Below are 24298 nucleotides of genomic sequence, written 5' to 3' on the forward strand. Positions count from 1 at the left end.
ATCCTTATTGATTGCTAGTGTCTCGTTGCACCCACAGCGCGCTGCTGCCCACCGCGGGCAATTTGGCGTCGATCTGCGGCTGCCCCTGCCAGCGCCAGCCGGGCGGCAGGTCAAAACGGGCGGCCATCGGCCGATAGTACGGGTTGGCGATCAGCACCAGGCCGCGCTCGCCGTCGATAAACAGCCGCGCCGGTACGGCAGTGTTGTTGCCGGACAGCGTCGCGCTTTCGCCCGAGAGCAGGTACGGCGTGAAGCTGTCGATCTGTTGCGCCACGCGGGCAACCCCTTGCCAGATACCGTCGAATTCCTGTTGGTTGAAATCGCCGCTGCGGCGCTTGTAGAACAGGTCGGTATAGGAGTAGAACAGCAGCCCTTTGACGCCGCCGATCAGCCCCAGCCAGGCCTGGTTGCGGATCTCCGCTTCGCTCGGCTGGCGCGGCTTGCGGTGCGGCTCATAGGCGGCGTGATCCATGATCTGCATCACCAGCCAGGCGCCCTTCGCCTGACGCGCCACCTGCACCGTCAGGCGCGAGTATTCCAGCGTGCGCGTCATATCGGCATCGCGTCCGACCGGATAAGGATCGCTGGCCAACACGTCGGAACTGTTGAAATAGGCGTTGAGCGCGCCGGTCTGATTCAGCGCCTGAAATGTCAGATGGTCAGGGTCTTGTTGCTTCACCTGCAGATGCATCTGCTCTATCTGCGGCGCATACTTCGGCGCCAGCTCATCGTTGATGTACCAGGCGAGCAGGTTCGGCTGAGTTTTAAACTTCTCCACATAAGACGCCGTCAACTGCGGGTAGCTCAGGCGCGTTTTCGGCGCAGAGTCGAGGCCGGGGTAGAAATCCTTCAGCGAGAAAATCACCTGCAGCCCGTACTGCTGCGTTTTGCGGAAATAGGCGTACGGGTCGCGCCCTGCGCCGTAGTTGTAATTCAGCACGGTGTTGAAACCGGCGTCGCGGATGCGCGCCAGATGTTCATCGGTCGCCATGTTGCCGTACATGTAGATGCCCAGCGGAAAGAAGCGCTTGCCCTGCCGCAGCGTATAGCCCTGCTCGTCCAGCGCCACTTTCGGCGGCGCCTCGCCGATGCTGACCGGCATTTCGCTGCTCCGGCTGTGCTTCGACGCCACGTCCGTCACCTGCTGCTGCAGGCGGTACTCGCCGGCGGCCAGGTTGGCCGGCAGCGAGAACTCTACGCGCTGACGCTCGGCGACATGGTAGCGGCGGCTCTCCTGCCGCACGGCGGTGCGTTGGCTATCGAGCAGCGTACTTTCCACCTGCACTTCCTGAGGCTGCTGCACTTCGATCAGGCTGGAGGCCGATTGCCCGCCGGCGCGCATCTGATACAACGCCGGCGCCGTCGGCTGGCTGCAAACGTAGGCATCGTCGAACCAGGCGTTGCCGGTCGTGCCCTTGCGCATATACAGCCCCAGTACGGTGGTGGTGGCCTCTGCCGGTACGGTGAAGCTGCCCTCCACCGGCTGCCAACCGCTGCTGCCCAGCAGGCCTTGCGGGTAGCTGCCGGCCAGGTGGCGCCCCTTGGCGTCATAGCTTTCGACGTACACCCCGGCGCCCGGCTGATCGCCTTTGCCGCGCAGGTTATCGCCGCGCACCCACACGCCGAACGCGATCGTCTGGCCCGCTTTCACCTGCAGCGTTTGCAGCATCTGGTGATACTCCGCCGGGTCAGGATTGCTGTAGTACAGGCTGGCGCGGCCGCTGCGGCCGCCGGAGACCACCTTGGCCGGCGGCAGCGACCAGCCCGTCTGTCCCTGCTCAAAGCCGGGGTTGGTCAGCAGATTGGTCTCGCAGCCCGCCGCCCCGGCCTGAGCCGCCAGCCCGCATCCGATCAGCACGCAGGCTGCGTTCAAGATTTTGCTGGTCATTGTCTTTTCATCACCGCGCTGTACAGGTAGGAGAAGAACAGGTAGCAGGATTTTTGATAAGAGAGCCCCAGATGACGACGGTAGATCTGCCACTGCCAGTCCGCCGCGCGGATCTTGTTGCCGGACAGCGAATTGGCGGACAGCCGGTAAAACGCCAGCGGCTCCGGAATACAGTACGCCAGGCGATTGCGCGCGCGCTCCAGAATAGACAGCCACATCACATAGTCTTCGTGCCCGACCTTGCGCTGGTAGACCTTGCCGACCCGGCGCTGGTTGTACATGCCGGTCAGGTTGCCGATCCAGTTGCTTTTCAACATGTCGCGGTAGGCGATGATCTCCCCGGCGCCGCGGTAGTTTTTCACCTGCGCCAGGTCATTCTCGAAGGTGTAATAGTGCGAGCAGACCACGTCGTAACGCTGGGTTTTAAGGATGCCGACCTGGCGGGCCAGCTTATTCGGGTGCCAAACATCGTCGCTGTCGCAAAACGCGATGTAGTCGCCGCGCGCCGCCTCGATGGCGATGTTGCGCGTTTCGGCCACCCCCTGATTGGCGTTGTTGCGGATGTAGGTCAGCCGATCGTGAATGAACGGCTTGACCACCTCGGCGGTGTTGTCGGTGGAGGCGTCGTCAATCACATACAGGTGATAGTCCTGATAAGTTTGATTCAATACGCCAAGGATCGACTCGCGGATAAAACCGGCGGCGTTATAAGCCGGCATAATGACGGACACTTTTTCCATGATGATTACCTCAGACGATAAGCTCTTGCCACTGGGGGTAAATACGTTCAGGCACAAACCGCTGCGCCTTTTCCAACGCACGGTGGGAGAAGCGGCGACGCAGTTCGCCGTCGCCGATCAGCGCCAGGACGCGCTGACTGAAGGTGTCGACGTCGCCGTCCGTCACCAGATAACCGTTTTCGCGATCGTCGATCAGCTCCGCCGGGCCGGTCAGACAGTCAAAAGCCACCAGCGGCAGGCCGAAGCTCATGGCTTCGATCAGCACCATCGGCAGGCCTTCGTAGCGAGAGGTCATCAGCAACAGGCTCGCCTGCCGGTAATGCCCGGCGATATCGGCGGTGGCCGGCAGCAGCTGCACCCGATCGTCGAGCCCGTAATCGGCGATCTGCCGTTGCAACGCCGCCCGATCCGGGCCATCGCCGACGATGTGCAGCCGCCACTCCGGCGCCTGCTGCGCCACCTGCCGCCAGGCGGCGATCAGCCGGTCGAAGCCTTTCTGGTGGCACAGTCGGCCGACCGCCAGCGCCACCGGCTGTTGCTGTTCCGGATGCGGCGCCCGCAGCGGAAACGGCGACACGTTCTCAATCACCCGACATTTGCGGGCGGGCACCCAGCGGCCGATATTCGCCAGATCTTTTTGCGTCAGCAGCACGGTGCGATCGCCCAGCCGGTAGATCAGCACCTTCAGCCACTTCATCGGCCACGGATACTGGTGGAAACTGACATGTTCACTCAGCACCAAGCGGCTGCCGGGACACAACAGCCGCAGGTAAGGCACCATGATCACCGAGAGTTTCCCCATCGAGACGGTGATGATGGCGTCATAGCGGCCGCGGCGTAAGAACAGCGCCAGGCGCCACGGCCAGAGCAGCGTCTTGCCGCGCATGAAGCGCAGCGTCACCGCCGGCTCCAGCGGATAGAACGCCCGATCCCCGCAGATGGATATCAGTTCGACCTGGTGGCCGAAGCGGGTGGTCAGCGCATTGGCCAGGCTGCTGGCCACCCGTTCGGTGCCGCCTTTGCCGCCGATGTCTTCGATTACAATTGCGATTTTCCGCGGTTGCATGTCACCTCCGTAATCCCTCGCGGGCCGTGCGCAGCAGCCTCCCCCCCAATGGAAACAGTCCCAGCCTGGCCAGACAGTCGCCATACAGCTTGATCGCCTTGAATTTTCCGCTCAGGGTGTGGCGCTCCATGCGCGATGAGTAGTAGTTGAAAGCCTGCAGATCTTCGCTGTACAGCGAAGCCAGCAGGTGTTTACAGGCAAAGCCGCTGATGTAACGGCCGCTGGCCTGCAGATAGGTATCGATAAAGCGTTCGCTGGCGTCGATGTTCAATCGGCAGCGGTTCAGATCCTCGTCGCCGCAGCGGATGAACACCCCACCGCCCTGATCGTGAACCACCCGGGCGCCCAGGTTGGTGGCGTTGACCAAAAACCCCCAGTCCTGGTAACGGGCTAAAAACTCCGGAAATAAAAACCGCCGGTCTTGTTTCTTGCGCACGCTGATGGTCGAGGTGCGAATATCCCCCATCTCGATAAATAAGAAATCTTCCCCGGCCACGCCCTCTTGATAATTAAACACGTAGCTGCGCACATTCTTGTCGTTGACCGTGGTGTAATTGCCGAACACGATATCGATCCGCGTGTCCTCATGCCGTCTCAAGCGCCGGATGATATAATTGGTGCCAAACATATCTTCCGGTTCCAGAAAAAAAACCACCTCAGAACGCGCCAGGCGAAAACCGATATTGCAGGCGACGGCGATATTGCCGCGCACCCGGCTTTCATGCAGCCTGGCGCGATGATTCGCCGCCAACAGTCCGTGTATCTTTTCCGACTCACCGGCTTCCGATGAATAATCGACCACGATAATTTCATAATCAAAACCGGCGCAATAATGGGTCATGCGCGCCAGCGTGGCGGCGAGATGGTTTGAATTATTAAAAGCGGGAATAACAATTGATAAGTCCATTTAATACCTCAAAAGCTATTATCAACTGGCGAGTGCAGCCTGATGCCAGAGAAAAAGTTTGTTATCGCAGCATATCCCTGCCCGGTTATCCCCCCGCCTCGGGTCGAGTACGCGCAGCCAACGGCCTGTTTCAGCTACGTATGAAAATACCCTCCCCATTCTTGTTCAATTGTTTCTGGCATCAGCCGTTGTAATCCGGCCCCCGGGGTGAAAGTCAGCTCGCCAAAATAAATGCGATCCTGCACCTGATAAAAATCGACGCGTACGTACGAGAATTGTTCCGCCACCTGGCGCGCCAGCCGCAGCATCTCCTTTAGCCCGCTGGGGCGCGACATCGGCACGTCGCTGTTCGGCACGCCCATGCGGATCTCGGTGCGGTTCCAGTCCGCATCAAAGAAATCGCGGCGATGATCGATAAAGCGCTGATAATCGATCTGAATAAAGAAGCGCACCTCACCGTCAAGATTAAAACAGTGGATCTTGATGTCGTTCGGTATTTGCCCTTCGTCGATCAGCATTCTTTCCACCATGATGCAAGGTGGAATATCTTTATAATGCCGCTCGCGATAAACCTGATAAAAACTTTGCCGCAGCCAACTGTTGGTCAACACCCGCAGTTCGTTATAACCGGTTTGGCTTTTATCAAATACCAGCTTGTTATATCCGCTGCCATGGTTGGCTTTAATCACAAACGACTCGGGCAGCTGCTGATACATCTCTTCCGTAAATTCGTTGCCGTGCGCGTAAAGATCGATCAAATACTCTTTACCCCATAGCTGTTCGATATACTCTCTCACCCGATATTTATCAGATAGCTGCGTATATATCGCCAGTGGATAAACTTTCCTACGCATCAGTTTTTCGCTGTACCCCACCGGATGGGCCAGATGCGGCACCTTGCGGAAAAACATTGCGTATTTTAACTGATGATATATTGCATCGGGCATACGTCGGTATAACCCTTTCACCAGATTATTTAACATATATTTCTCGTACCTTCCCTATTAATTGCGGAAAACACCGATAGCAAGTCACCTGCAAACGCGTAATTTTTCCTCCTCTGAAAAAGCTGTTGAGCACAAAGAATGAAATAAACTCCGTGATCAACGTCGATATCGCCGCGCCCATGATCCCGTAGCGCGGGATCAGGATGAAATTCATCACCACGTTGGCCAACGCCGCCAGCGGCATTTTGATGGCGATGAATCGATAGCCGCTGAACAGCACGATGGCGCGGTAAGACACCGTTCCCATCACCGAGAACAGCGACGTCACCGAGCACAGCGCCAGAATGGTCGCCGTTTGCCGGTAACTTTCGCCGAACATCAGCGCGACTATCTGCTGCGGAAACAGCGACAGCACCGCGATCACTGGCATCGAAAGCACCAGCACCATCAGATACAGCTGGCGAATGCGCGCCTCTTGTTCCTGCTCCGAACCGGCGTTCGCCACGCCTGGCATCATCGACATGATCAGCGCGATGGGCACGAATACCCACCCCTGGCTCAGCGTGATGGCGGCGCTGTAAAGCCCGACGCTGTGTTCTCCCAAATAGTTGCCCAGCATGATCTGATCGATGCGCGTATAAATGACGATCGACAGGCTGGAGATCGCCAGCGGCAAGCCGACGCTGAACAGGTAGCGGCCGTAGCGCCGTTTGTGTCTGCCGCTGATCGCCGGCATCTGCGCCTGCTCGCGACGGAACAGCACCCAGCGCACCGCATAAGGCAGCAGGCTGCTCAGCACATAGGGCAGCGCAAACCACACCAGCGGCAATTGCGCGTACACCAGGCCGAGCCGCATCACGATCGACAGCAACAGCGCAACGTTGTTGATCAACGTGTTCAACTTCGACTTCAGCAGCGCGTCGTAATAGATTTTGTAGACGTCCTGCACGGAGAAATACGCGCTGATCAACATCAGCAGCATCATGATTTGGTTGGTGCGATCCTGCGTCAACAGCGTCCAGGCCATCAGCGGCAGCGCGATCAGCGCAAACAGCTGGCGGCGGATGCGCATCGAAGCCAGCATCAGCCGCATGCCGCTCCGGCGCCGTTTGGCGACGCGGTTGAACAGCACCGCGTCCGCCCCCAGCTGCACCAGCGGCACGGCGATGGCGATCACCGACAGCAAGTAGTTAATCAAACCGTATTGCGCCGGCCCGAGATAGCGCGCGACGTACACCGAAACGAAAATCCCCGACAGACTCAGCGATACCCGCTCCAGCATTAACCACAAAGAGTTCATCAGCATCGCTTTCATGCGCTTACGGCACCTTTTCTTCCTGATGGCTCGGATAGGCGAAGGCGTAGTAACCCGCATCGGCGGCGGATTTTTTCACCATGCCGTTGAGGATCACGCCTTTGATCGCCACGCCATTCTGTTCGAAACGGCGCATGCTGGTTTCGATCTGCTTGACGGTGTTCACTTCAAAACGCACCACCAGCAGCGAGGTGCCGGCGTGATGACCGACGATCGCCGCATCCGTCACCGCCAGAATCGGCGGCGTATCGATCAGCACCAGATCGTAGTGTTGCCCGGCCCAGCGCAGGAAGTCGGCGAAGCGGCGATGCATCAGCAGTTCGGACGGATTTGGCGGCACCTGGCCGCGCGGCACGAAGTCCAGGTTGGCGATGGCGGTTTTCCGCACCGCCTGTTCCGCCATCACGTCGCCCACCAGCATGTCGGACAAACCGCGATGTCCATCCTCGGCCAGCCAGCGATGCAGGAAGCCTTTGCGCATATCCGCGTCGATCAGCAACACCCGCTGCCCGGCCTGCGCCACTACCACCGCCAGGTTGGTGCTGGTGAAGCTCTTGCCGCTTTCCGGGCTGGCGCCGGAGACCATCAGAATATTGTTTTTGGCTTCCAGCATGGCGAAATGCAGGCTGGTGCGCAGGCTGCGGATTGCCTCCACCGACAGATCCGTCGGCTCGGCCACCGCCAGGATCGGCAGGCGCCGGCCGCCGGATTTGGGCAACAGATGACGCTGCTCGCGGTTGCGCTTCACCTGCCACGGCGACAGCGGCACGGTGGCGTAGACGTTGATGCCCCGTTTCTCCAGCGTATCGATATCATTGATGCCGCGGTGGAAGGCCGCGCGCAACAGCACCACCGCGGCGGCGCCCCCGGCGCCCAGCAGCAGCGCCAACAGCACGATCAGCATCTTTTGCGGCTGGATCGGCCGAATGGCGGTTTCCGCTTCATCGATGATGCGCACGTTGCCTACCGTGCCGGCCTTGCTGATGCTCAGCTCCTGCTGCTTGTTCATCAGCTGCATGTAAACCTGCTGATCCACCTGCACATCTCGGGTGAGGCGCAGGATCTCCTGCTGCATTTTCGGCAGCGTCTGCACCTGTTTGCCCAGCCGCGCCTTTTCCGCTTCCAGCGTGGCGCGCTTTTCCAGCAGCGCCCGGTAAGCCGGGTGCGCACGGGTATAGAGCTTGGAGATCTCCGCTTCCTTGAAGGTCAGTTCATTGAGCTGCGCTTCGAGCTGCACCTGCGTGTCCAACACCGATTTGGCTTCCAGCGACAGATCCACCGAGTCGTTTTGCTGACGGAACTGATTGAGCTGGGTTTCGGCGTTGTTGAGCGAGGTTTGCGTTTGCGGCAGTTGCTCTTGCAGGAACGCCAGCATTCGCTGCGCCTCTTCCGTTTTGCGATCCACGTTCTGCTGCAGGTAGTTGTCGGTGATGTTCTTCAGCACCGCCTCGGCGCGCTGCGGATCTTCACTCGGCAGCGTAAAGGTCATGATGCCGCTGTCTTTACCGCCCGGCACTACGTCAAGATTTTTGCGCAGATCGTCCACCGCTTTCTGGCGCGCGACTTTGACCACCGTGAAGCTGGCGCCCGGCGCCGCGTCCAGCGCCGAGACGGCCATGTTCCATCCGCCCTGCGCCACCGGCTGCCCGACCGCGCCGCTGAACAGTTTGGCGCCGTCATGGCTCAGCTCGTAATGCTGCCCATCGCGCACCGTCAGCGTCAGCGCTTCGCCCTCCATTTCCGGCGGCGTCGTTAACGTGGCGATATCCAGCACCGGCGCCTTTTCGCCGCTCAGTCGGGCAAAACCTTTACCGAATACCGGGAAATAGTCCGGCTCGACGCGCACCGTCAGGCCAAGGGCATCCACCGTTTTGCCGAGCACGTAGCGCGACTTGGCCAGCGTCACTTCATCCTGCGTCGCCGAATTCTGCCCCATCGAGCTGTCCAGCGTTTCGCGCAGCAGCGAGTCGCCGGACAGCTGTTTCTCCACCTGCACCACCGCCGTGGCCTGATACACCGGGGTCGCCAACAGGGCATAGGCGACGCCCAGCGCGCCGGCCACGCCGGTTACGACGGCGATCCGCCAGCGGTTATCCCAAAGCGGCCCTACCAGACGCTCCCACTCCAGCTTTTCATCTTGTTCGGCCACCATCACGGACAGCGCATTGTTCTTCATCTTCTGTTCCTTATTCATCCTGCGGATTTACCAGTTGCGCACGCGCAAGGTAGCCTCGCTGAGATCGTTAAAGCTGCTGATGGTCGGCACCAGCTGGCTGATCAAACGGTTCCAGCGCGCGACCGGCGCCGCAGTGACGTACACGACGTCGTAAGGTTGCAGCTGAAATTCAGCGCCCATCGCCAGCGCGCTGGCGTCGGAAAGATCGAACTGATACAGCGTCGCCAGCCGCTGCGGCGTTTTGCCGCCGCTCGGCCGGATCACGAATACCCCGGTCGCATCCGCGACCGTCTGGCTGATCCCTTCGGAAGAGCCGAGGGCCTCGGTCAACGTCATGCCGCTGCGATCCATCTTCAGCGTCGCTTGCTTGCCCACTTCGCCCATCACGAACACTTTCAGTTCGTCATTGCGCGGGACGTAAAGGATGTCACCCGGCTGCAGCAACGCGTTCTGACTGATGTCGCCGCGCTGCATCAGCGCCTGCAGCGAGATGGCCCGATCCTTGCCCTGATGGGTCAGCACCACGTTGCGCCAGTCGGCGTTCTCCGTCAGGCCGCCGGCGGCGTTGATCGCATCCAGGATGGTCAGCGGCACGTTGGTGATCGCCTGCTGGCCGGAGGTTTTCACCTCACCGGTCACATAAGCCTTCTGCGAACGGAAAGCGGCGATGCTGACATCCACCTGCGGGCTTTCCACATACTGCGCCAGACGGCCGGCGATCAGGCTGCGCACTTCGGTGACGGTTTTGCCCACCACCGCCACTCGCCCGATATAGGGATAAAAAATCGTGCCATCGGCATGGACCCAGTTACCGGTGTCGCTGGCGCTGCGGTATTGCCCGGCCGGCGTAGTCAGCTCAGGGTGATCCCAGACGGTGACGTTCAACACGTCGCCGACGCCGATACGGTATTGATAGTTCTGCAGCCGCTGATCCAGCGCCGGGTTCGGCCGGGCGACCGGTTCTACGCGCCGCATTTTCTGCAGCAACATCGGCGACATGCGGTAGACCTGCACCTGGTTATTTAAATCAAAACCGTCGTCTTGCTGCACGACGACGGCTTTTCCGCTGGTAGGTAAATGTGAGCCGGGAATCACCGTACACCCGCTCAACAGCGCGGAGGTAAAGGCCAACGGCATCAAAAGAGGCAAATGAAAATTCATGGAAGTACCGTGATAAACGGGCTGCCGCCGCAGCCCGTGAGGGGATTAACGGCCGACGGTCGGATTATCGCTGAACACCGTCGCCTGACGCGGCTCGCGCAACAGGGCGAAATAGCCGCAAAAACAGAGCAGAAACGCCACCAGCATCAAACTCTCTTGCAGTTTCAGCACTTCGCTGCAGATACCGATGCAGGCCAGCGTCACCGCCAGCATGGTGCTCATCGCCAGCGCCTGGCGCGCATTCAGTCCGCGACGCATCAGAATATGGTGCAAATGATCGCGCCCCGCTTTGAATGGGCTTTGGCGGCGCAGCAGGCGGCGCACCATCACCGTCACCATGTCCATCAGAGGAATGGCGATCAGCCACAGCGCGGTCACCGGGCGCATCACCGCCTGCGGTCCCTGGGTCGCCAGCAACACCAGCCACAGCACGCTGAAGCCGATCACCATGCTGCCGGCGTCTCCCATAAAGATCTTGCTGCGGGCACCGAACAGACTCAGGTTGAACAGCAGATAAGCCGCCAGAGCGGCGATCAGGCCCAGGCACCACAGCGCCAGGTCTTCCCGGCCGCCCAGCCCGAACACGATGGCCAGCGCGACGAAGGTGACGCAGGACAAAGCGCCCAACTGCCCGTCGATGCCATCCACCATGTTGTAGGCATTGATCGCTCCCCATACCGCCAGCGGCGTGAGCAGCAACGCGCCATAGCCGAGCATCACTTCCTGATGCCCCCAGACATAACCCAGCGAGGAGAGTTGCATCCCTGCCGCCAGCATCATCGCCAGCGCGATCCCTCCCTGCACCATGACGCGCGGCGCCACGGGCAGATCAAAGCGGTCATCCAGCACGCCCAACACCACCAGCGCCGTTATGCACAGCAGGTAGATCGTACTTTCGGGCAGCCAGGCGGGTTGCCACAGCGTCATCAGCATCAGCGTCAGGTACACGGCGATGCCGCCGACCAGCGGAATGTGCCCCAGATGTTGCTTGCGCGCATTGGGCTTATCCACTAACCCCACCACCAAGGCGGCGCGGCGGGCAATAAGCACCCACGCCACCGCCAGCACAAATATCACGCTCAGTTGATATAACATCGTTCCTCCAGCGAATAAGCACGCTACCGCCCTTGAGTTACAGCTCCCAATGCGCTATTAACAAAAACAAAATTGATCCGGCCAGGATATAAGTCAGCATGCGCTAATCCTGAAAATGCAGATTTATCCGCTTGTCAGCGAAAATATCGAAATAACGTCAGCGTGCGATTAAGTTATCTATCAGAAAACTCATGTTTAATGGTTCTTTCGATTGCCGAATCAAGTTCGACCGGCGCCACGAAATTATTCTGCACATTGCTTTTAAATTGCGTTCTGGCGCAGAATTTCTGCACTCTGACGCGACTGATTGGAAATTTCTTGCGACTTATTTTACTCACGACATCCAATGCGGTTGCACCGCATATTCCCAAGGCGTAAGGAATGCGAATCGTCTTATTTTCCCTGCCCAATGAAGAGGAAATAACGTCGACCAGCTGATTCATCGTAAAGTCCGGTTTATCGACATAGTTACTGACCTGATAACTGGACTGCTGATCCAACGCATGCTCCAGCCGTGCAGCAATATTCTCGACGTAAGCCATCGACTTCATATTATTGCCGCTGCCAATCATCACGAAACGGCCGCTGGCGATCTGGCGGAACAGGTTATACACGTTGCCGCGGTTGCCTTCGCCGAACACCACCGTCGGACGGATGATGGTCAATTTATTTGCGGCGTCTGCCTTGCGCCAGGCCTCATAAACATATTCCGCCTCGAGCTTGGACTTGCCGTAATGGTTGAAAGGTTCAAAACGCCCTTCTTCGCCGGTTTCCTGCTTGACGAACCCGTAAACGGCGACCGAGGAGGTGAAAATGATTTGGCGGATATTCAATGCAGAGGCGGTCATGCAGACATGACGTGCGCCTTCGACATTGACCTGATAATAGAGCGAAATGGGATCGACATTGTCCTGATGCTCCGCCGCCAGATTAATGATGGCGTCACAGCCCGCCAGCGGTTCTTGCAAAGTCTGAGGTTGAGTCACATCGCCATACTGATAAAGGGATGGAAAATGTGCACTGGGTTGCTTATCGACGATGACCAATGTCAGATCATCGCGCTTACTGAGACGTTTCGCCAGGCGTGTTCCGATAAAACCGGAACCCCCGATAATAGCTACTTTACGCTTATCCATAATTTGTCACTCAGCAGGTTCTCATTATTCCCGTCACCCGATTGGGACAGGCGCTAATACGCGTTAGGTAATGAGTTCCAGACTGGACAAATCGAACCTGGCTTTCAAATAACAAATAATGAAATAAAAGATTTCATCAAATGTAAAATTATCGCTATAGATAAAACCTCATTCAGCGCTAATTTTTAACATCGTAAGCAACTTGATATTGCAAGGTTTTATTCGGCAATATGAGATTAATCCGACCTTTACCGGTGGAGGAAGAGGTCTCATATTTTACCGGCAATTTCAGCTGGCCTTGTTTAGGATCGACACATTCGATGGTGGCCTGATCCATGTTCTCTCCCTGGTACAGACAGAACAGCGTTTGCGGGCTGTTGGTATGGGGATTATTCAGCGTCAGCGTCAACACCACGCGCGTGTTGTTCTGAATATCATTGATCACCGGCGGACGGGTTTGGTTGCCCAGGACATATGAAAAATGTGAAATAACCAGTAACGAGGCGAACACCGTCAGGTATTTCACCACGCGACTGGCAGGCACGCTGAAAAAACGGCGCACGGATAGCGACTTCTTTTCATGCGCCGGATCTTGAGAGGAATCCATCGCCGCAACAGGCGCAGAAACGAGGGTCGATTTACGCGGCTTAACTATTTTCTCGTCGTTGGCTACAGGCGATTCATTTTCACTTTCAGAAAGTTCCGCTTGAATATCAACGTCAATATCATCGTTACCGTTTAATATATCATCATCGGCGTAGTCTTCATCTTCAGATATAAAGTGAAAAGCCGCTTGATTTTCCACCTTGTAACCCAAGCGTGGAATGGTTCTGATAAGCGTGTGTTCCGAATCGCTAATTTTCTGACGAATGGATTTAATTGTTTAATTTATCGTTGAATCTGAACAATAGGTTCCTTTCCAGATATTTTCTATAATTTCCGTTCGGGTAACCAGCTCGGGGGATCTGGCGACAAGCAGCGAAAGAATTTGATACTCCTTCCAACGCAGACGGAATTTCTCCCCGGCAGGAGTCAGAACATCGAGATTCCTAATCTTTATTCTTTTATCAAGATTCACTTTTAATTTCCTTAGCGTGCCTGTCCTGCACACTTTGTATAGAAATATCAAAAAATGTTCAAGAAATTAAATGTAAACTCAACAGGTTGCATTCATCGGATATTGGCTTTTATAAAAATTTTCTGATTTCATTTTTTACATTAAGCCTGATTCAGGATGTTCCGTTTATCCAAACGACTCTATTTCCCTGTTGGCAACATGGATTTCTTTCCTGGCTACCGTAAAATTCAAACTAACACCTCTTTGATTTAGAAAGAAAAAACTAACGGCGTTGCTTGATTGTTAATCGAATGAAATTGTGAAATTTCATTCTTCGCCCTGAATTCATTCTGTTTTTCCACCTAATCTGAACGTCAGATAGACTACAAAAAGACGGAAAAAACAGAATGAGAGTTATCTGATTTAACTCCGGCGTTCATTCCATCCAACGGGCTCAGCATCTAAGACAAAACCCTATTGCTGATTTTATAATACGCACATCAATTAGGTATTCTCCTAAGCAATTTCATTTAAACGCAGGAAAAAGCATTAATTGTTTAATAGTAAGAACACGCTCAACAAAACGAAAAAACCGCGTGAATAATATAAACCTTTTGTGAGAAAGGATTCATACATTGAGAGATATAACTATAAAAAAAGAAAAAAACGGCAAGCGGGGGTGAGAATTTTACCTAAAGGCAGAAAATTTCACTGAGGAGGAGAAGAGAGAAGTTTCGGTATGAACGAAATATCCCTCCCCTGTCGGGAGGGATAGAGAAAGTCGTTTGACACTCAGGCTTTTTTCTTGCGGCCATACACCGCCCAGGTGATCACGACGCACAAAATGTAAAACACCAGGAACACTTTCATCGCGCCCGCGGGTGAACCGGTCAGCGCCAGTGAGGTGCCAAAGGCCTGCGGAATGAAGAAGCCGCCGGCGGCGCCAATCGCCGAGATAAAGCCCAATGCGGCGGCGGAATCGGTTACCGCCTCACGCTGCGCGCTTTCATCGCTGCCGCCGGCCGCTTTAACGCGATCGACGGTGATTTTGCGGAAAATAACGGCGATCATTTGGAAAGTCGATCCGCTGCCCAGCCCCGCAGTGAGGAACAGCACCATAAAGATACCGTAGAAGGCGATGAACGACCCGCCCTCGCCCGCACTCGGCAAGGTCAGGAACAACAGCGCGGCAAAAACGGCCATGACCACAAAGTTGATCAACGTCACCCGCACACCGCCGAAACGGTCAGACAACGCGCCGCCGACCGGCCGCGCCAGCGCCCCCAGGAACGGCCCGAAAAACGCGTAATGCAAGATCACCACGTCGGGGAACTGCGTCTTCGACAGCATGGCGAAGCCGGCGGAGAAACCGATGAAAGAGCCAAAGGTCGCGAGATACAGCAGGCTCAGCATCCACAGATGCCCACGCTTGAGCACCGGCAGTTGCTGACGCAGCGATGCCTTGGCCGCCGCCAGATCGTTCATGCCGAACCAGGCCGCCAACGTGCCGACCAGCAGGAACGGCACCCAGATCCAGGCGGCGTTTTCCAGCCACAGCTGGCCCCCCTCCACCTGGTTTTGCGCCGTGCCGCCAAACAGGCCGAACAGGCTGAAGGAAATCGCCAGCGGCGCGACCAGCTGCATGACGCTGACGCCCAGATTGCCCAACCCGCCGTTGAGCCCCAACGCCCCGCCCTGACGCGCTTTCGGGAAGAAGAAGCTGATGTTGGCCATGCTGGAGGCAAAGTTGGCGCCGGCGAAACCGCACAGCAGGGAAATAATGACGAACACGCTGTACGGCGTACTGCTGTCCTGCACCGCAAACCCGAGCCACAGGCAGGGCACCAGCAGGAAGCAGGTGCTGATGGCGGTCCAGCGACGGCCGCCAAACAACGGGATCACGAAGGAATACGGTACGCGCAAAATGGCGCCCGAGACCGACGGCAGCGCCGTCAGGAGAAACAGCTGGTCGGTGGTAAAATTGAAGCCGACCTTGTTCAGGTTGACCGCGACGGCGCTGAACAGCATCCAGACGCAGAAGGCCAGCAGCAGACAGGGAATGGAAATCCATAGGTTGCGGGTGGCGATGCGCTGGCCACGCTGCTGCCAAAAAGCGCTGTCTTCAGGGCGCCAGTCCTGAATCAGCGCACCGGTTTTCTTTGATGAAGGCGTTGCAAGTTGCGACATAAAAACCTCAGACACGGGGGATCATTCCGCACACCCTAGGGGGCGGTCCCGGCGGCAAAGTTGATGTATATCAACCCGCATGCAAGTAGTTGGCGGCGGAAATGGCGCCTTCATCCCCTTAGGGGTACGCCCTAACCAAAAATTAAATTCATTTAAATCAATAAACTAATCACTATCACTTTCGTTTTCTTGCCGTCTCGACGCCCCCCTGGAAACTAATGGGTACTTCATTCGAGGTATGGGGTTATGCGCAGGGATAATCAAAAATACGGCTGAATCGTGACTTGTTTAGCCCCATCGCCGCCTTCGCCCCTGAGCTTCAGCGGCGCCAAACGCCAGGAATCCGCACTTATGAAACGCCTGTTGGCCCCGCTTTCGATCGTGAATCAGGTCGCCCTGCTGATGTTGCTGTCGGGCATGCTGGGCGTGGCCGGCATGGGGATTTCCGCCTGGATGTCGCAAAGCATTCAGGGCAACGCGCACGCCATCAACAAGGCCGGCTCGCTGCGCATGCAAAGCTACCGGCTGCTGGCGCAGGTGCCGCTGGATGAACGGCACGAAGCGCTGATCCGGGAACTGGAGCGCGACGAAAACAGCCCCGACCTGCAGCGTTCGGTGGAGCAGGAAGGGTTGACGCAGCCTTTCAACGCCCTGCGCGACTATTGGCAACAGACGCTGCAACCTCGCCTGCGCAGCGCGCAGCAGCCGGCCGACGCCGCGCCCCAGGTCGCGCACTTCGTGCGGTTGTTGGACAAGCTGGTGTCGGATATCGACAGGCAAACCGAACGCCGCCTGCTGATGGTGACGCTGGTGCAGGCCGGCTTTATTGCGCTGACGCTGCTGCTGTTGATCGGCACCACCTGCTACCTGCGGCGCCGGTTGCTGCATCCCTGGCGGCAACTGGTGGAGATGGCCCTGGCGGTAGGCCGCGGTGATTTTAGCCGCCGCTTCGCGCAGCGCGGCCATCAGGATGAAATGGCGTCGCTCGGCGGCGCGTTGAACACCATGTCCGACGAGCTGTCGGCCACCTACAGCGGGCTGGAGCAGCGCGTGGCCGAGAAGACCGCCGACCTGCAGCAGAAAAATCAGGTTCTTAGCTTCCTCTATCGCGCCAGCCGCCAGCTGCACGCCAGCGAGCCGCTGTGCAGTCGCCTGACGCCGCTGCTCAACCAATTGCAAACCCTGACGCCGCTGCGCGCCATTCAGGTGCGGCTGTATGAAAACGACAGCCGGGAACCGCTGCTGCAGCTGAGCGGCAACCAACCGCTAAGGCCGGAGCATTGCCATAACCCGGTGTGCAGCGCCTGCCTGAACGACAGCGACCGCCAGTACCCCAACAATCCGTCGCTGAGCTGGAGCCTGAGCGACAAGCTCGGCGACTACGGCGTGATCGTGGCGCAACATGCGCCGCAGCAACCGCTGAACGATGAACATCGCCAACTGATCAATACCCTGGTGGAACAGTTGACCAGCGTGCTGGCCATCGAACGCCAGGTCGACCACCAGCAGCAGTTGATGCTGATGGAGGAGCGGGCGGCGATCGCCCGCGAGCTGCACGACTCCATCGCCCAATCACTCTCCTGCCTGAAAATGCAGATCGCCTGTCTGCAGATGCAGGGGGAAACGCTCTCTGCCGCCAGCCAGGCGCTGGTGCAACAGATGCGTGAAGAGCTGAACGGCGCCTATCGCCAACTGCGCGAACTGCTGACCACCTTCCGTCTGCAGTTGACCGAACCGGGTCTGCTGGCGGCACTGCAATCGACGGTGGCGGAGTTCAACCCCAAACTGGGCCTGACCATCAGCCTCGATTATCAGCTGGGGCCGCGCACGGTGCCTGCCTATCAGGCCATACACCTGCTGCAGATCGCCCGCGAGGCGCTCAGCAACATCCTTAAGCATGCCGCCGCCAGCGAGGTAAGCATTCAGGTCATCAATAAACGCGGCGAAGTGACCCTGAGCGTATGCGACAACGGACGCGGCCTGCCGGCCGAGACCTCTCGCCCCGACCATTACGGCTTGATCATCATGCGCGATCGCGCCAAGAGCCTGCACGGCCGCTGCGACATTTTACCGCGCAGCGGCGGCGGCACCGAGGTGCGGGTCAGCTTCACGCCGGATAACCACGCCATCGACTAACGGAGACACCATGACGACAGAAACCGCCGCCACCATCTTACTGATCGACGACCACCCCATGCTGCGCAACGGCGTAAAACAGCTGATCGGCATGGACGCTCGCCTGCAGGTCATCGCCGAGGCCAGCAACGGTGAACAAGGGGTCGCGCTGGCGGAGCAGCACGATCCGGATCTGATCCTGCTCGACCTGAACATGCCCGGCATCAACGGGCTGGAAACGCTGGATCGCCTGCGCCAGACCGACCTGTCGGGGCGCATCGTGGTATTCAGCGTATCCAACCATGAAGACGACGTCGTCAGCGCGCTCAAGCGCGGCGCCGACGGCTATCTGCTGAAAGACATGGAGCCGGAGGATCTGCTGAAGGCGCTGCATCAGGCGGCGGCCGGGCAGATGGTGCTCAGCGAAACGCTGACGCCGATCCTCGCCGCCAGCCTGCGGGAAAACCGCCCGAGCGCCGAGCGCGATATTCAGCAACTGACGCCGCGCGAACGGGATATCCTGAAGCTGATCGCCCAGGGGCTGCCGAACAAGCTGATCGCCCGCCGCCTGACCATCACGGAAAGCACCGTCAAGGTACACGTCAAACACCTGCTGAAAAAGATGAAGCTGAAATCCCGCGTCGAGGCCGCCGTGTGGGTGTTGCAGGGTAAAAACGGTTAATCGTCGCCGTACAGCGGCCCGGTTTGCGCCGGGATCGGCGGCGGCGTCAGGGTTTGGATCGGCAGCTGATCCGTTTCATCACCGGCGGTCGCCGTCAGCGGCGGCGCCACTTTCAGTTCTATCCAGTTGGACGTCACGCGCTGCTGTTTGTCGTCCTCCAGCGTGACCGACAGCCGATAGCTGTTGGCGGCGCCCGGGGCGTCATCCCACGGAGGCACGATCGCCGTCCAGCCCTGCGGGTCGTTGGCATTGTGCGGCGGCGTCAGGCTCAGCGCCTGCGTATCCCCCTGCCAGCTGACGTGAGAAATCCCGTGCAACGCCTTGATTTCCAACACCAACGGCACGGTTTCCCCCGCCTGCAGGCTCCACGGCGGCGTGGCCAGGAACACCTGCAGCGTCTTGCGCTGGCGGAACTCCAGCACCGGCACGTTTTTACGTTCGACAGGATCGTAGCGGCTGCCGCGCAGCGACTTGGCCTGCGCCACATACTCCGGCGAAATCTGCTTGACCAGCGGCACCCCGAGCCGGTAGCTCAGCGCCAATTCCACCTGATCCTGGCTCTGCCCGCCCGCACCAATCTTATGCAACGCCTTCATCGTCACCAGCGGTACCGGGGTATAGTTGAGCCCCAGCTGCATCGCGCGCGGATCGTTCTGTTTCTTGCCGCTGCCGAACAGATCGACATTCTCGCCCAGGTACTGTTCATAGCTGAGCGAACCGCCGATTTGGCGATAGAACGGCAAATAGCCCTGCGTCGTGATATCGTAACCGCGCGCCGGACGGCTGAAAAATACCCCATCGCCGGGCTGTTGCGACAGCGCCGACAGCGGATAGTAATAGTTGGTGGAGAAACGCAGGTAGTCCCCCCAGGCTTCCGCCCCCACGCTGCCGCGATTGCGCTGCCGGGCGAAATCGCTGTCGAGCGCCGTGTTGTAACCCAGCAGCCAGTCACCGGCGATCCAGCGTTGCCCCAGCGCGACATTGCCGAGCGCCCCGGTGCTTTGCTGCAGCCAGCCGATTTGGCTGTAGGTCAACAACCCATCGACGTCGTACAACGGGCTGAAGAGCTGGCCGTTGCTGCCGGTAAAATCGCCCTCGCCGTTCATCTTCAGCGACAGCCGGGCGGTTCCCAACGGAGACAGCAGTTCTTGCGCCTGTTGCTGCAGCGCACCGGTCGCCTGCCCCAGCAAATAATCTTCAGCGCGGCTGCGCATCTGCTGACGTGAAACGTTGTTCAGATCTTTTTCGCCGAGCTGTTTGGCCATCTCGGCCCACTGCTTCTCGCGCGCGGCGTCGTCGGGCGCACCGCCCAGTTCGGGCAAGTTCGCCGCCGGATCTGCGCCGGCCTGTTCGGAAGAGACAACGCTGTCCGGCGCCGGTGGGGATTCGGCGCACGCGGGCGCCGCGCCGGCCAGCCACACCAGCGGCCCGGCCAGCCACGCCGTCTGGCGTCGGCGCCAGAATCGTTTTTTAGTCTTGATGAGTACTGCCTGAATGACGTCTTTCATGACACCGTTGGCTTCCCTCCTTCCTGGAGCACGCCAACCCACTGCTTTGCCGCCGCCATTCCCGCGACAGCGCTGAAAAACCTCACGTCCCCGGCCCGGCGGGGGCGCCTATGTCCTCATAGCCTAACGGCTTGACGAGCAGAAACAATAGGATAAACCCCAATCGCTCCCCAGTGACGTCGTCACTTGTACCCTTTACCGATCCATTCCGGCCGCCAGGTGAATTCACCGCATTTTAGCGCCGATTTTGCCGATAAAAAGCACAGTACCCCGCGGCTGCGCGCCACCGCGCAGGGCATTGTACACCCCTGCAATACGCAGCGTGGCGATGCGAACGCCTGCGCACTCCTCACAACTGACCGCGTTTTCCCCTGATGAAATACGCATTTTGCCGTTATTTTAGCCGTCTGTTTACGACTGGCGGAGTCCGGATGTTACTTTCTTTACTGTGGCACGCGCTGTTTTTCACCGCGCTGCTGTCGGCGGGCCTGATCGCCTTCGCGCTCATTACGTGGCTGGAACGCGTGGAGGGCGTCAACGGTCGCCCACAGAGGTTGCGCCTTCAGGGGCCGCTGCTGACGGCACTGGGGCTGGCGTTGGCGACGCTGCCCCTGAGCCTGGCGGCAGCGCCTCGATGGGGGTTAGTGCCGGCCGCGGCGCTCCTGATCGCCCTGGCCTGGCTGGACTGGCGCCATCGGTGGCTGCCGGATCGACTGACTCAGCCGCTGCTGTGGGGCGGGCTGCTGTGCAACCTTGACGCTCGCTGGGCGCCGCTGGAAGACGCCGTGCTGGGTGCCGTCGCCGGTTACGGCGCGTTATGCCTGCTCAATGCGCTCTACCGGCTGACGCGGCGGCGTGACGGCATCGGCCAAGGCGATTTCAAACTGCTGGCGGCGCTGGGCGCCTGGCTCGGCTGGACGATGTTGCCACTGCTGGTCTTTCTGGCGGCGGCGTTCGGATTGGGCGTCGCGTTGGCGCGTGGCCTGCACAACCGCCGAGCCTGGCGAACGCCGCAACCTTTCGGTATCGGGTTAGCGGCGGCAGGCTGGCTATGCCTGCTGACCGGTCCCGTCTCACCTGGCCCGCAGTGGAATTTCATTTATTTCACAGCATCAACCCCACATGAAATCGAGGCAGAACGCGGTTCTGCGCGTTTCGCACCGTTTTTACCCAGCCTCGCCGACGGCTATTTTTCCGCTGCCGGCAAGGGATGATAGCCCGGTGAAATTTTGCCTATTTCACCAAAACTCACTGTGTCCCTTTAGGCCCCGGTGTTATGTTCCCCAGCTGGATCACGCCATGGAGCATCCCATGCAAAACCCGGTCAGGCCACTCGCCGCCCTTCCCGACAGCGAACAGGCGCATTCTTCCGTGCAATGGCTGCTGCTGGGCGCCGTCGCCATCACAGGCGTTTGGTTCGCCCCCTATTTATCGTTGGTGATTTGCAGCGGCTTGATCGCCGCCTTTATGCTGCTGCGCCAGCAACCCGATCGCGTACTGAATCTCACCGCTTTCCTGCTGCTGACCGTGATATCCGCGGTGCCGCTGGCGACGAAGAACCTCGAGCCGGTGATGAACGACAAGGTGAACTACTACCTTGAGATGCAGCAGTACAGCGGCTACGGCCTGATGGACTGGCTGGCGCAGTTTTCCGGCACCGACTTTGTCTCGCACCTGTTGTTTAAACTGACTGCCACCTGGTTTGGCGTCGGTAATGGCGCATTCGCCGCCTTCTTCCTTATCAGCTTTTCGCTGCTGGCGCTGGGCGTTTACCGCCTGTCGCGCACTTACTTTGCCGTGATCCTGTTTTTGTTCTGCTGCCAATACAATTTCCAGGGGCTGTACGGCAACCTGTTGCGGCAGGGGCTGGCGCTCTCTTTCCTGGTGCTGGCCGTGTCGGAACAGCACCGCGGCCGCATGCTGCTCTGGATCGTGATGGCGTCCTTCAGCCATTTTTCCGCTTTCCTGTTTCTGCCCTATCTGCTGCTGCCCGCGCGCTGGCGCACCGTAGGCACCCTGCCGGTGCTGGCGCTGTTCGCCGCCTGTTACCTCGGCGGCGCGGTGCTGATGCCTAAACTGATCGCCGTCGTCGGCAACGACTTTCTGGCCTCGCGCGCCGAAGCCTACGTCAGCGGCGACTTCGGTAATAACCCGGTGCGCAAAATCCAAATCACGCTGCTGTACGTCGGCGTGGTGGAGGCGCTGTATCAATTCGCCCGCTACAAGTTCCGCACGCCATCGCCTCAGTTTGTACAAGCCGCCTATGCCGTGCGCCTAATGTTCCTTTATAACTGCGCGGTGTTCTTCGCCACCATCAGCTTTGAAGAGGTGGCTAACCGCTATTCATTCAACATGATGATCTTCGTGCTGATCTTTATGGTGATGGTATGCGGCAATCTGAAAGACGCGGTAAGCCGGGTGCTGCTAACGTTGCTGTGCTTCTCGCTGGGCATCGCGTCCTATCTGTATATCAACCAGGTCGGCGTGCAGCAGTTTTGGTACGGCGATCTGCAGGCGCTGGTGACCGACAGCCTGCCGACAATCCTCAATAAGCTGAATCTCGCCGGCACGCCGTGGTGAGCTCGCCGCGTTAACACCGGCCAGGCCCCCTCTCCTCTCGGCGGCGAGGGGGCATTTTTCGTTCACGGCTGCGTCTTATTCACCCGATCCAGATACAGCATGCTGTTGGCGATATCCACCCGGGCATCTTCAACATTGTCCCGTAATGCCACCAGCGTTTGCCCCTGCAGCGCCAGCACATAAGGCGAACTGGCCTGCAGTTCCCGTTGCAGCGCGGCGTAACGTGCGCTGCGCGCTGCGCTGTCGCCTTCCGCAGCCGCCGCACGCGTTTCCGCGCTGATGGCGGGAATGCTCCACTGGGTGCGCCAGGCCAGGGTCTTCGGCCCGCCCGGCACATTGTAGGCAAAGGCGCTGGCGTTGGTGTTCGGATCCAGATAGTCGGCGCCCCAATAGGTGAAGATCGCCTGGAAATCGCGGCCGCGCATCTTGCCCCACAGATCGCTCTCCACCACCGGATGAATGTCCAGCCGCAGCCCAGCCTGCGCAAAGCTGGCCTGCAGCGCCTGCGCAATGTCGGTATACGGCGGCTGGTTGATAACGATCAGGCTGATGCTTGTGCCCTCGTTGATGCCGGCATCGCGCAGGATCCGTTTGGCCTTGTCCACATCGAGCTTAAACGGCCGCTCGTCGAGCGCACCGTCCAAGCCCTGCGGCAAGAAGGCCTGATGCACGCGATATTGCCCTTTCAGCAACCGTTCGGCGATGCTCTGATAATCCACCAGCCAGCGCGCCGCCTGCCACAGCGCCGGATTGCCCAGCGCCGGGTTGTCTTTGCTGCCGGTATTGAAACCGAGGTAATACACCTTGGGCGCATCGGCCTGCTCAATACGCACGCCCGGCGCTTTGCGCAGCGAGTCGAACTGGTCGGCGCCCAGATCGTAGGCCACGTCGGCATCCCCCTTCAGCAACAGTAAACGGCGGGTGCCGGCATCGCTGACGTTCTTGAATAACACCGTTTTCAACCGGGCCGGCGACGGCGCGTAGTCGTTGCGGCCAAACAGCAGCGCCTCATGCGGCACATAGTTGTTCACCCGATACGGGCCGCCGCCGGCCGAATGGTTGCGCAGCCAGGCGTTCCCGAAGTCCCCCTGCTGCGCGTGTTCGCTCAACAGCTTCTCATCCACGATCGAAGCCACGTTCGCCGTCAGCAGCCGCAGCGCCAGCTCGCTGCCGATGTTGGCCGACCAACTGAGCTGCACCTGGTTATCCCCGATCTTCTTCAGCTGCTGCTCGACGTTATCCGGCGTCCAGCCAAACTCAGCGAGAATAAAGGACGGCGCCTTGTTCAGCTTCACCGCACGCACCAGTGAGTAAATCACGTCCTCGGGACGCAGCGGATTGCCGGAAGCGAAACGTTGCTGCGGCTTCAGGGTAAAGATCAGGCTGCGCCCATCGGCGCCCGCTTGCCAACGGGCGGCGGCGTCCGGCGCCAACTTTTGCGGCGCACCGCGATCCGGCGCCACCAGGCGCTGATAGAGATTAACCAGATTGGCCGAGCTGACGGTTTCAAAGCTCTCCGCCGGATCGAGGCTGATGATGCCCTCGAGCGAACTGACCACCACCAAGGTATCCGGCGGGGTGGCGGCCTGCGCGCCGAAAGCGGTCGCCAGCGCGCCATACAATAAGGTTGGGATTAACCGTTTCATCGATACACTCTCCACAATCACGCGGTTGCGTTGTTTTTCGAGTGTAGGGGGTAAGAATTAACAGAAGAACGACGATAAATTGCTTTATTTAT

The 24298-nt window shown here is 58.8% G+C and carries 17 protein-coding genes and 1 pseudogene; 4 read left to right on the plus strand and 14 right to left on the minus strand.

All coding sequences use genetic code 11. The annotated features are described in order from the left end of the window. Positions 1-4: 4 nt before the first annotated feature. The 12 genes and pseudogenes from H7A77_RS01080 to H7A77_RS01135 all read right to left on the minus strand — a co-directional run bounded on the left by H7A77_RS01080 (position 5) and on the right by H7A77_RS01135 (position 15675). Positions 5-1888: a carbohydrate-binding protein gene (locus tag H7A77_RS01080; protein ID WP_042784785.1), complete on the minus strand. Its 1884-nt coding sequence runs from the start codon at positions 1886-1888 to the stop codon at positions 5-7. Then, positions 1885-2628 (minus strand): glycosyltransferase family 2 protein, encoded by a 744-nt coding sequence (locus H7A77_RS01085; RefSeq protein ID WP_033643433.1) that lies wholly within the window; start codon positions 2626-2628, stop codon positions 1885-1887. The genes H7A77_RS01080 and H7A77_RS01085 overlap by 4 nt, the downstream gene beginning before the upstream one ends. Before the next feature lie 10 nt (positions 2629-2638). Then, on the minus strand, positions 2639-3694 hold the full coding sequence (locus tag H7A77_RS01090; protein ID WP_047574805.1) for a glycosyltransferase family 4 protein: 1056 nt from the start codon (positions 3692-3694) through the stop codon (positions 2639-2641). A 1-nt stretch (position 3695) separates the two neighbouring features. Further along, a complete protein-coding gene (locus H7A77_RS01095; RefSeq protein ID WP_033643435.1) occupies positions 3696-4601 on the minus strand; it encodes a glycosyltransferase family A protein in 906 nt (301 codons plus the stop codon). A gap of 134 nt (positions 4602-4735) precedes the next feature. Next, on the minus strand, positions 4736-5584 hold the full coding sequence (locus tag H7A77_RS01100; RefSeq protein WP_033643436.1) for an ATP-grasp fold amidoligase family protein: 849 nt from the start codon (positions 5582-5584) through the stop codon (positions 4736-4738). After that, positions 5574-6863: a flippase gene (locus H7A77_RS01105; RefSeq protein WP_033643437.1), complete on the minus strand. Its 1290-nt coding sequence runs from the start codon at positions 6861-6863 to the stop codon at positions 5574-5576. Before H7A77_RS01105 ends, H7A77_RS01100 begins: the two co-directional genes overlap by 11 nt. Positions 6864-6867: 4 nt before the next feature. Further along, on the minus strand, positions 6868-9039 hold the full coding sequence (locus H7A77_RS01110; protein WP_033643439.1) for a polysaccharide biosynthesis tyrosine autokinase: 2172 nt from the start codon (positions 9037-9039) through the stop codon (positions 6868-6870). A 27-nt stretch (positions 9040-9066) separates the two neighbouring features. Next, positions 9067-10200: a polysaccharide export protein gene (locus H7A77_RS01115; RefSeq protein ID WP_033650895.1), complete on the minus strand. Its 1134-nt coding sequence runs from the start codon at positions 10198-10200 to the stop codon at positions 9067-9069. A gap of 45 nt (positions 10201-10245) precedes the next feature. Next, the gene (gene wecA, locus H7A77_RS01120; protein ID WP_033643441.1) at positions 10246-11295 is read right to left on the minus strand and encodes a UDP-N-acetylglucosamine--undecaprenyl-phosphate N-acetylglucosaminephosphotransferase; all 1050 of its coding nucleotides are present in this window, start codon (positions 11293-11295) and stop codon (positions 10246-10248) included. Positions 11296-11468: 173 nt separating this feature from the next. After that, a complete protein-coding gene (locus tag H7A77_RS01125; protein ID WP_033643442.1) occupies positions 11469-12431 on the minus strand; it encodes an NAD(P)-dependent oxidoreductase in 963 nt (320 codons plus the stop codon). A gap of 178 nt (positions 12432-12609) precedes the next feature. Beyond that, positions 12610-13509 (minus strand): annotated as a pseudogene (locus tag H7A77_RS01130) (transcriptional regulator). A gap of 771 nt (positions 13510-14280) precedes the next feature. After that, positions 14281-15675 (minus strand): NarK family nitrate/nitrite MFS transporter, encoded by a 1395-nt coding sequence (locus H7A77_RS01135; protein WP_033650893.1) that lies wholly within the window; start codon positions 15673-15675, stop codon positions 14281-14283. Between the two features lie 351 nt (positions 15676-16026). Here H7A77_RS01135 and narX point away from each other — a divergent pair, with 351 nt between their 5' ends. Continuing rightward, positions 16027-17811 (plus strand): nitrate/nitrite two-component system sensor histidine kinase NarX, encoded by a 1785-nt coding sequence (narX, locus tag H7A77_RS01140; RefSeq protein ID WP_033643445.1) that lies wholly within the window; start codon positions 16027-16029, stop codon positions 17809-17811. A gap of 10 nt (positions 17812-17821) precedes the next feature. After that, on the plus strand, positions 17822-18472 hold the full coding sequence (gene narL, locus H7A77_RS01145; RefSeq protein WP_033643446.1) for a two-component system response regulator NarL: 651 nt from the start codon (positions 17822-17824) through the stop codon (positions 18470-18472). Here narL and H7A77_RS01150 read toward each other — a convergent pair. Further along, positions 18469-19980: a YchO/YchP family invasin gene (locus H7A77_RS01150; RefSeq protein ID WP_182073700.1), complete on the minus strand. Its 1512-nt coding sequence runs from the start codon at positions 19978-19980 to the stop codon at positions 18469-18471. The two genes, narL and H7A77_RS01150, sit on opposite strands and share 4 nt — an antisense overlap. Before the next feature lie 431 nt (positions 19981-20411). On the opposite strand from H7A77_RS01150, the gene H7A77_RS01155 reads away from it, so the two are divergent. After that, positions 20412-21194: an A24 family peptidase gene (locus H7A77_RS01155; RefSeq protein WP_147880022.1), complete on the plus strand. Its 783-nt coding sequence runs from the start codon at positions 20412-20414 to the stop codon at positions 21192-21194. A gap of 97 nt (positions 21195-21291) precedes the next feature. After that, the gene (locus H7A77_RS01160) at positions 21292-22560 is read left to right on the plus strand and encodes an EpsG family protein (RefSeq protein WP_033650891.1); all 1269 of its coding nucleotides are present in this window, start codon (positions 21292-21294) and stop codon (positions 22558-22560) included. 62 nt (positions 22561-22622) lie between these two features. Here the strand turns inward: H7A77_RS01160 and H7A77_RS01165 are convergent, their stop codons facing one another. After that, the gene (locus H7A77_RS01165; protein WP_072627456.1) at positions 22623-24206 is read right to left on the minus strand and encodes an ABC transporter substrate-binding protein; all 1584 of its coding nucleotides are present in this window, start codon (positions 24204-24206) and stop codon (positions 22623-22625) included. Positions 24207-24298: the final 92 nt, after the last annotated feature.

Source organism: Serratia sp. ME47 (assembly GCF_903970925.1).
Classification (GTDB): domain Bacteria; phylum Pseudomonadota; class Gammaproteobacteria; order Enterobacterales; family Enterobacteriaceae; genus Serratia; species Serratia ureilytica.

What these genes read in the sequence shown, in the direction of transcription:
- H7A77_RS01080 (WP_042784785.1), bottom strand. Translation starts at nt 1,888, where the DNA reads ATGACCAGCAAAATCTTGAACGCAGCCTGCGTGCTGATCGGATGCGGG.
- H7A77_RS01085 (WP_033643433.1), bottom strand. Translation starts at nt 2,628, where the DNA reads ATGGAAAAAGTGTCCGTCATTATGCCGGCTTATAACGCCGCCGGTTTT.
- H7A77_RS01090 (WP_047574805.1), bottom strand. Translation starts at nt 3,694, where the DNA reads ATGCAACCGCGGAAAATCGCAATTGTAATCGAAGACATCGGCGGCAAA.
- H7A77_RS01095 (WP_033643435.1), bottom strand. Translation starts at nt 4,601, where the DNA reads ATGGACTTATCAATTGTTATTCCCGCTTTTAATAATTCAAACCATCTC.
- H7A77_RS01100 (WP_033643436.1), bottom strand. Translation starts at nt 5,584, where the DNA reads ATGTTAAATAATCTGGTGAAAGGGTTATACCGACGTATGCCCGATGCA.
- H7A77_RS01105 (WP_033643437.1), bottom strand. Translation starts at nt 6,863, where the DNA reads ATGAAAGCGATGCTGATGAACTCTTTGTGGTTAATGCTGGAGCGGGTA.
- H7A77_RS01110 (WP_033643439.1), bottom strand. Translation starts at nt 9,039, where the DNA reads ATGAAGAACAATGCGCTGTCCGTGATGGTGGCCGAACAAGATGAAAAG.
- H7A77_RS01115 (WP_033650895.1), bottom strand. Translation starts at nt 10,200, where the DNA reads ATGAATTTTCATTTGCCTCTTTTGATGCCGTTGGCCTTTACCTCCGCG.
- wecA (WP_033643441.1), bottom strand. Translation starts at nt 11,295, where the DNA reads ATGTTATATCAACTGAGCGTGATATTTGTGCTGGCGGTGGCGTGGGTG.
- H7A77_RS01125 (WP_033643442.1), bottom strand. Translation starts at nt 12,431, where the DNA reads ATGGATAAGCGTAAAGTAGCTATTATCGGGGGTTCCGGTTTTATCGGA.
- H7A77_RS01135 (WP_033650893.1), bottom strand. Translation starts at nt 15,675, where the DNA reads ATGTCGCAACTTGCAACGCCTTCATCAAAGAAAACCGGTGCGCTGATT.
- narX (WP_033643445.1), top strand. Translation starts at nt 16,027, where the DNA reads ATGAAACGCCTGTTGGCCCCGCTTTCGATCGTGAATCAGGTCGCCCTG.
- narL (WP_033643446.1), top strand. Translation starts at nt 17,822, where the DNA reads ATGACGACAGAAACCGCCGCCACCATCTTACTGATCGACGACCACCCC.
- H7A77_RS01150 (WP_182073700.1), bottom strand. Translation starts at nt 19,980, where the DNA reads ATGAAAGACGTCATTCAGGCAGTACTCATCAAGACTAAAAAACGATTC.
- H7A77_RS01155 (WP_147880022.1), top strand. Translation starts at nt 20,412, where the DNA reads ATGTTACTTTCTTTACTGTGGCACGCGCTGTTTTTCACCGCGCTGCTG.
- H7A77_RS01160 (WP_033650891.1), top strand. Translation starts at nt 21,292, where the DNA reads ATGCAAAACCCGGTCAGGCCACTCGCCGCCCTTCCCGACAGCGAACAG.
- H7A77_RS01165 (WP_072627456.1), bottom strand. Translation starts at nt 24,206, where the DNA reads ATGAAACGGTTAATCCCAACCTTATTGTATGGCGCGCTGGCGACCGCT.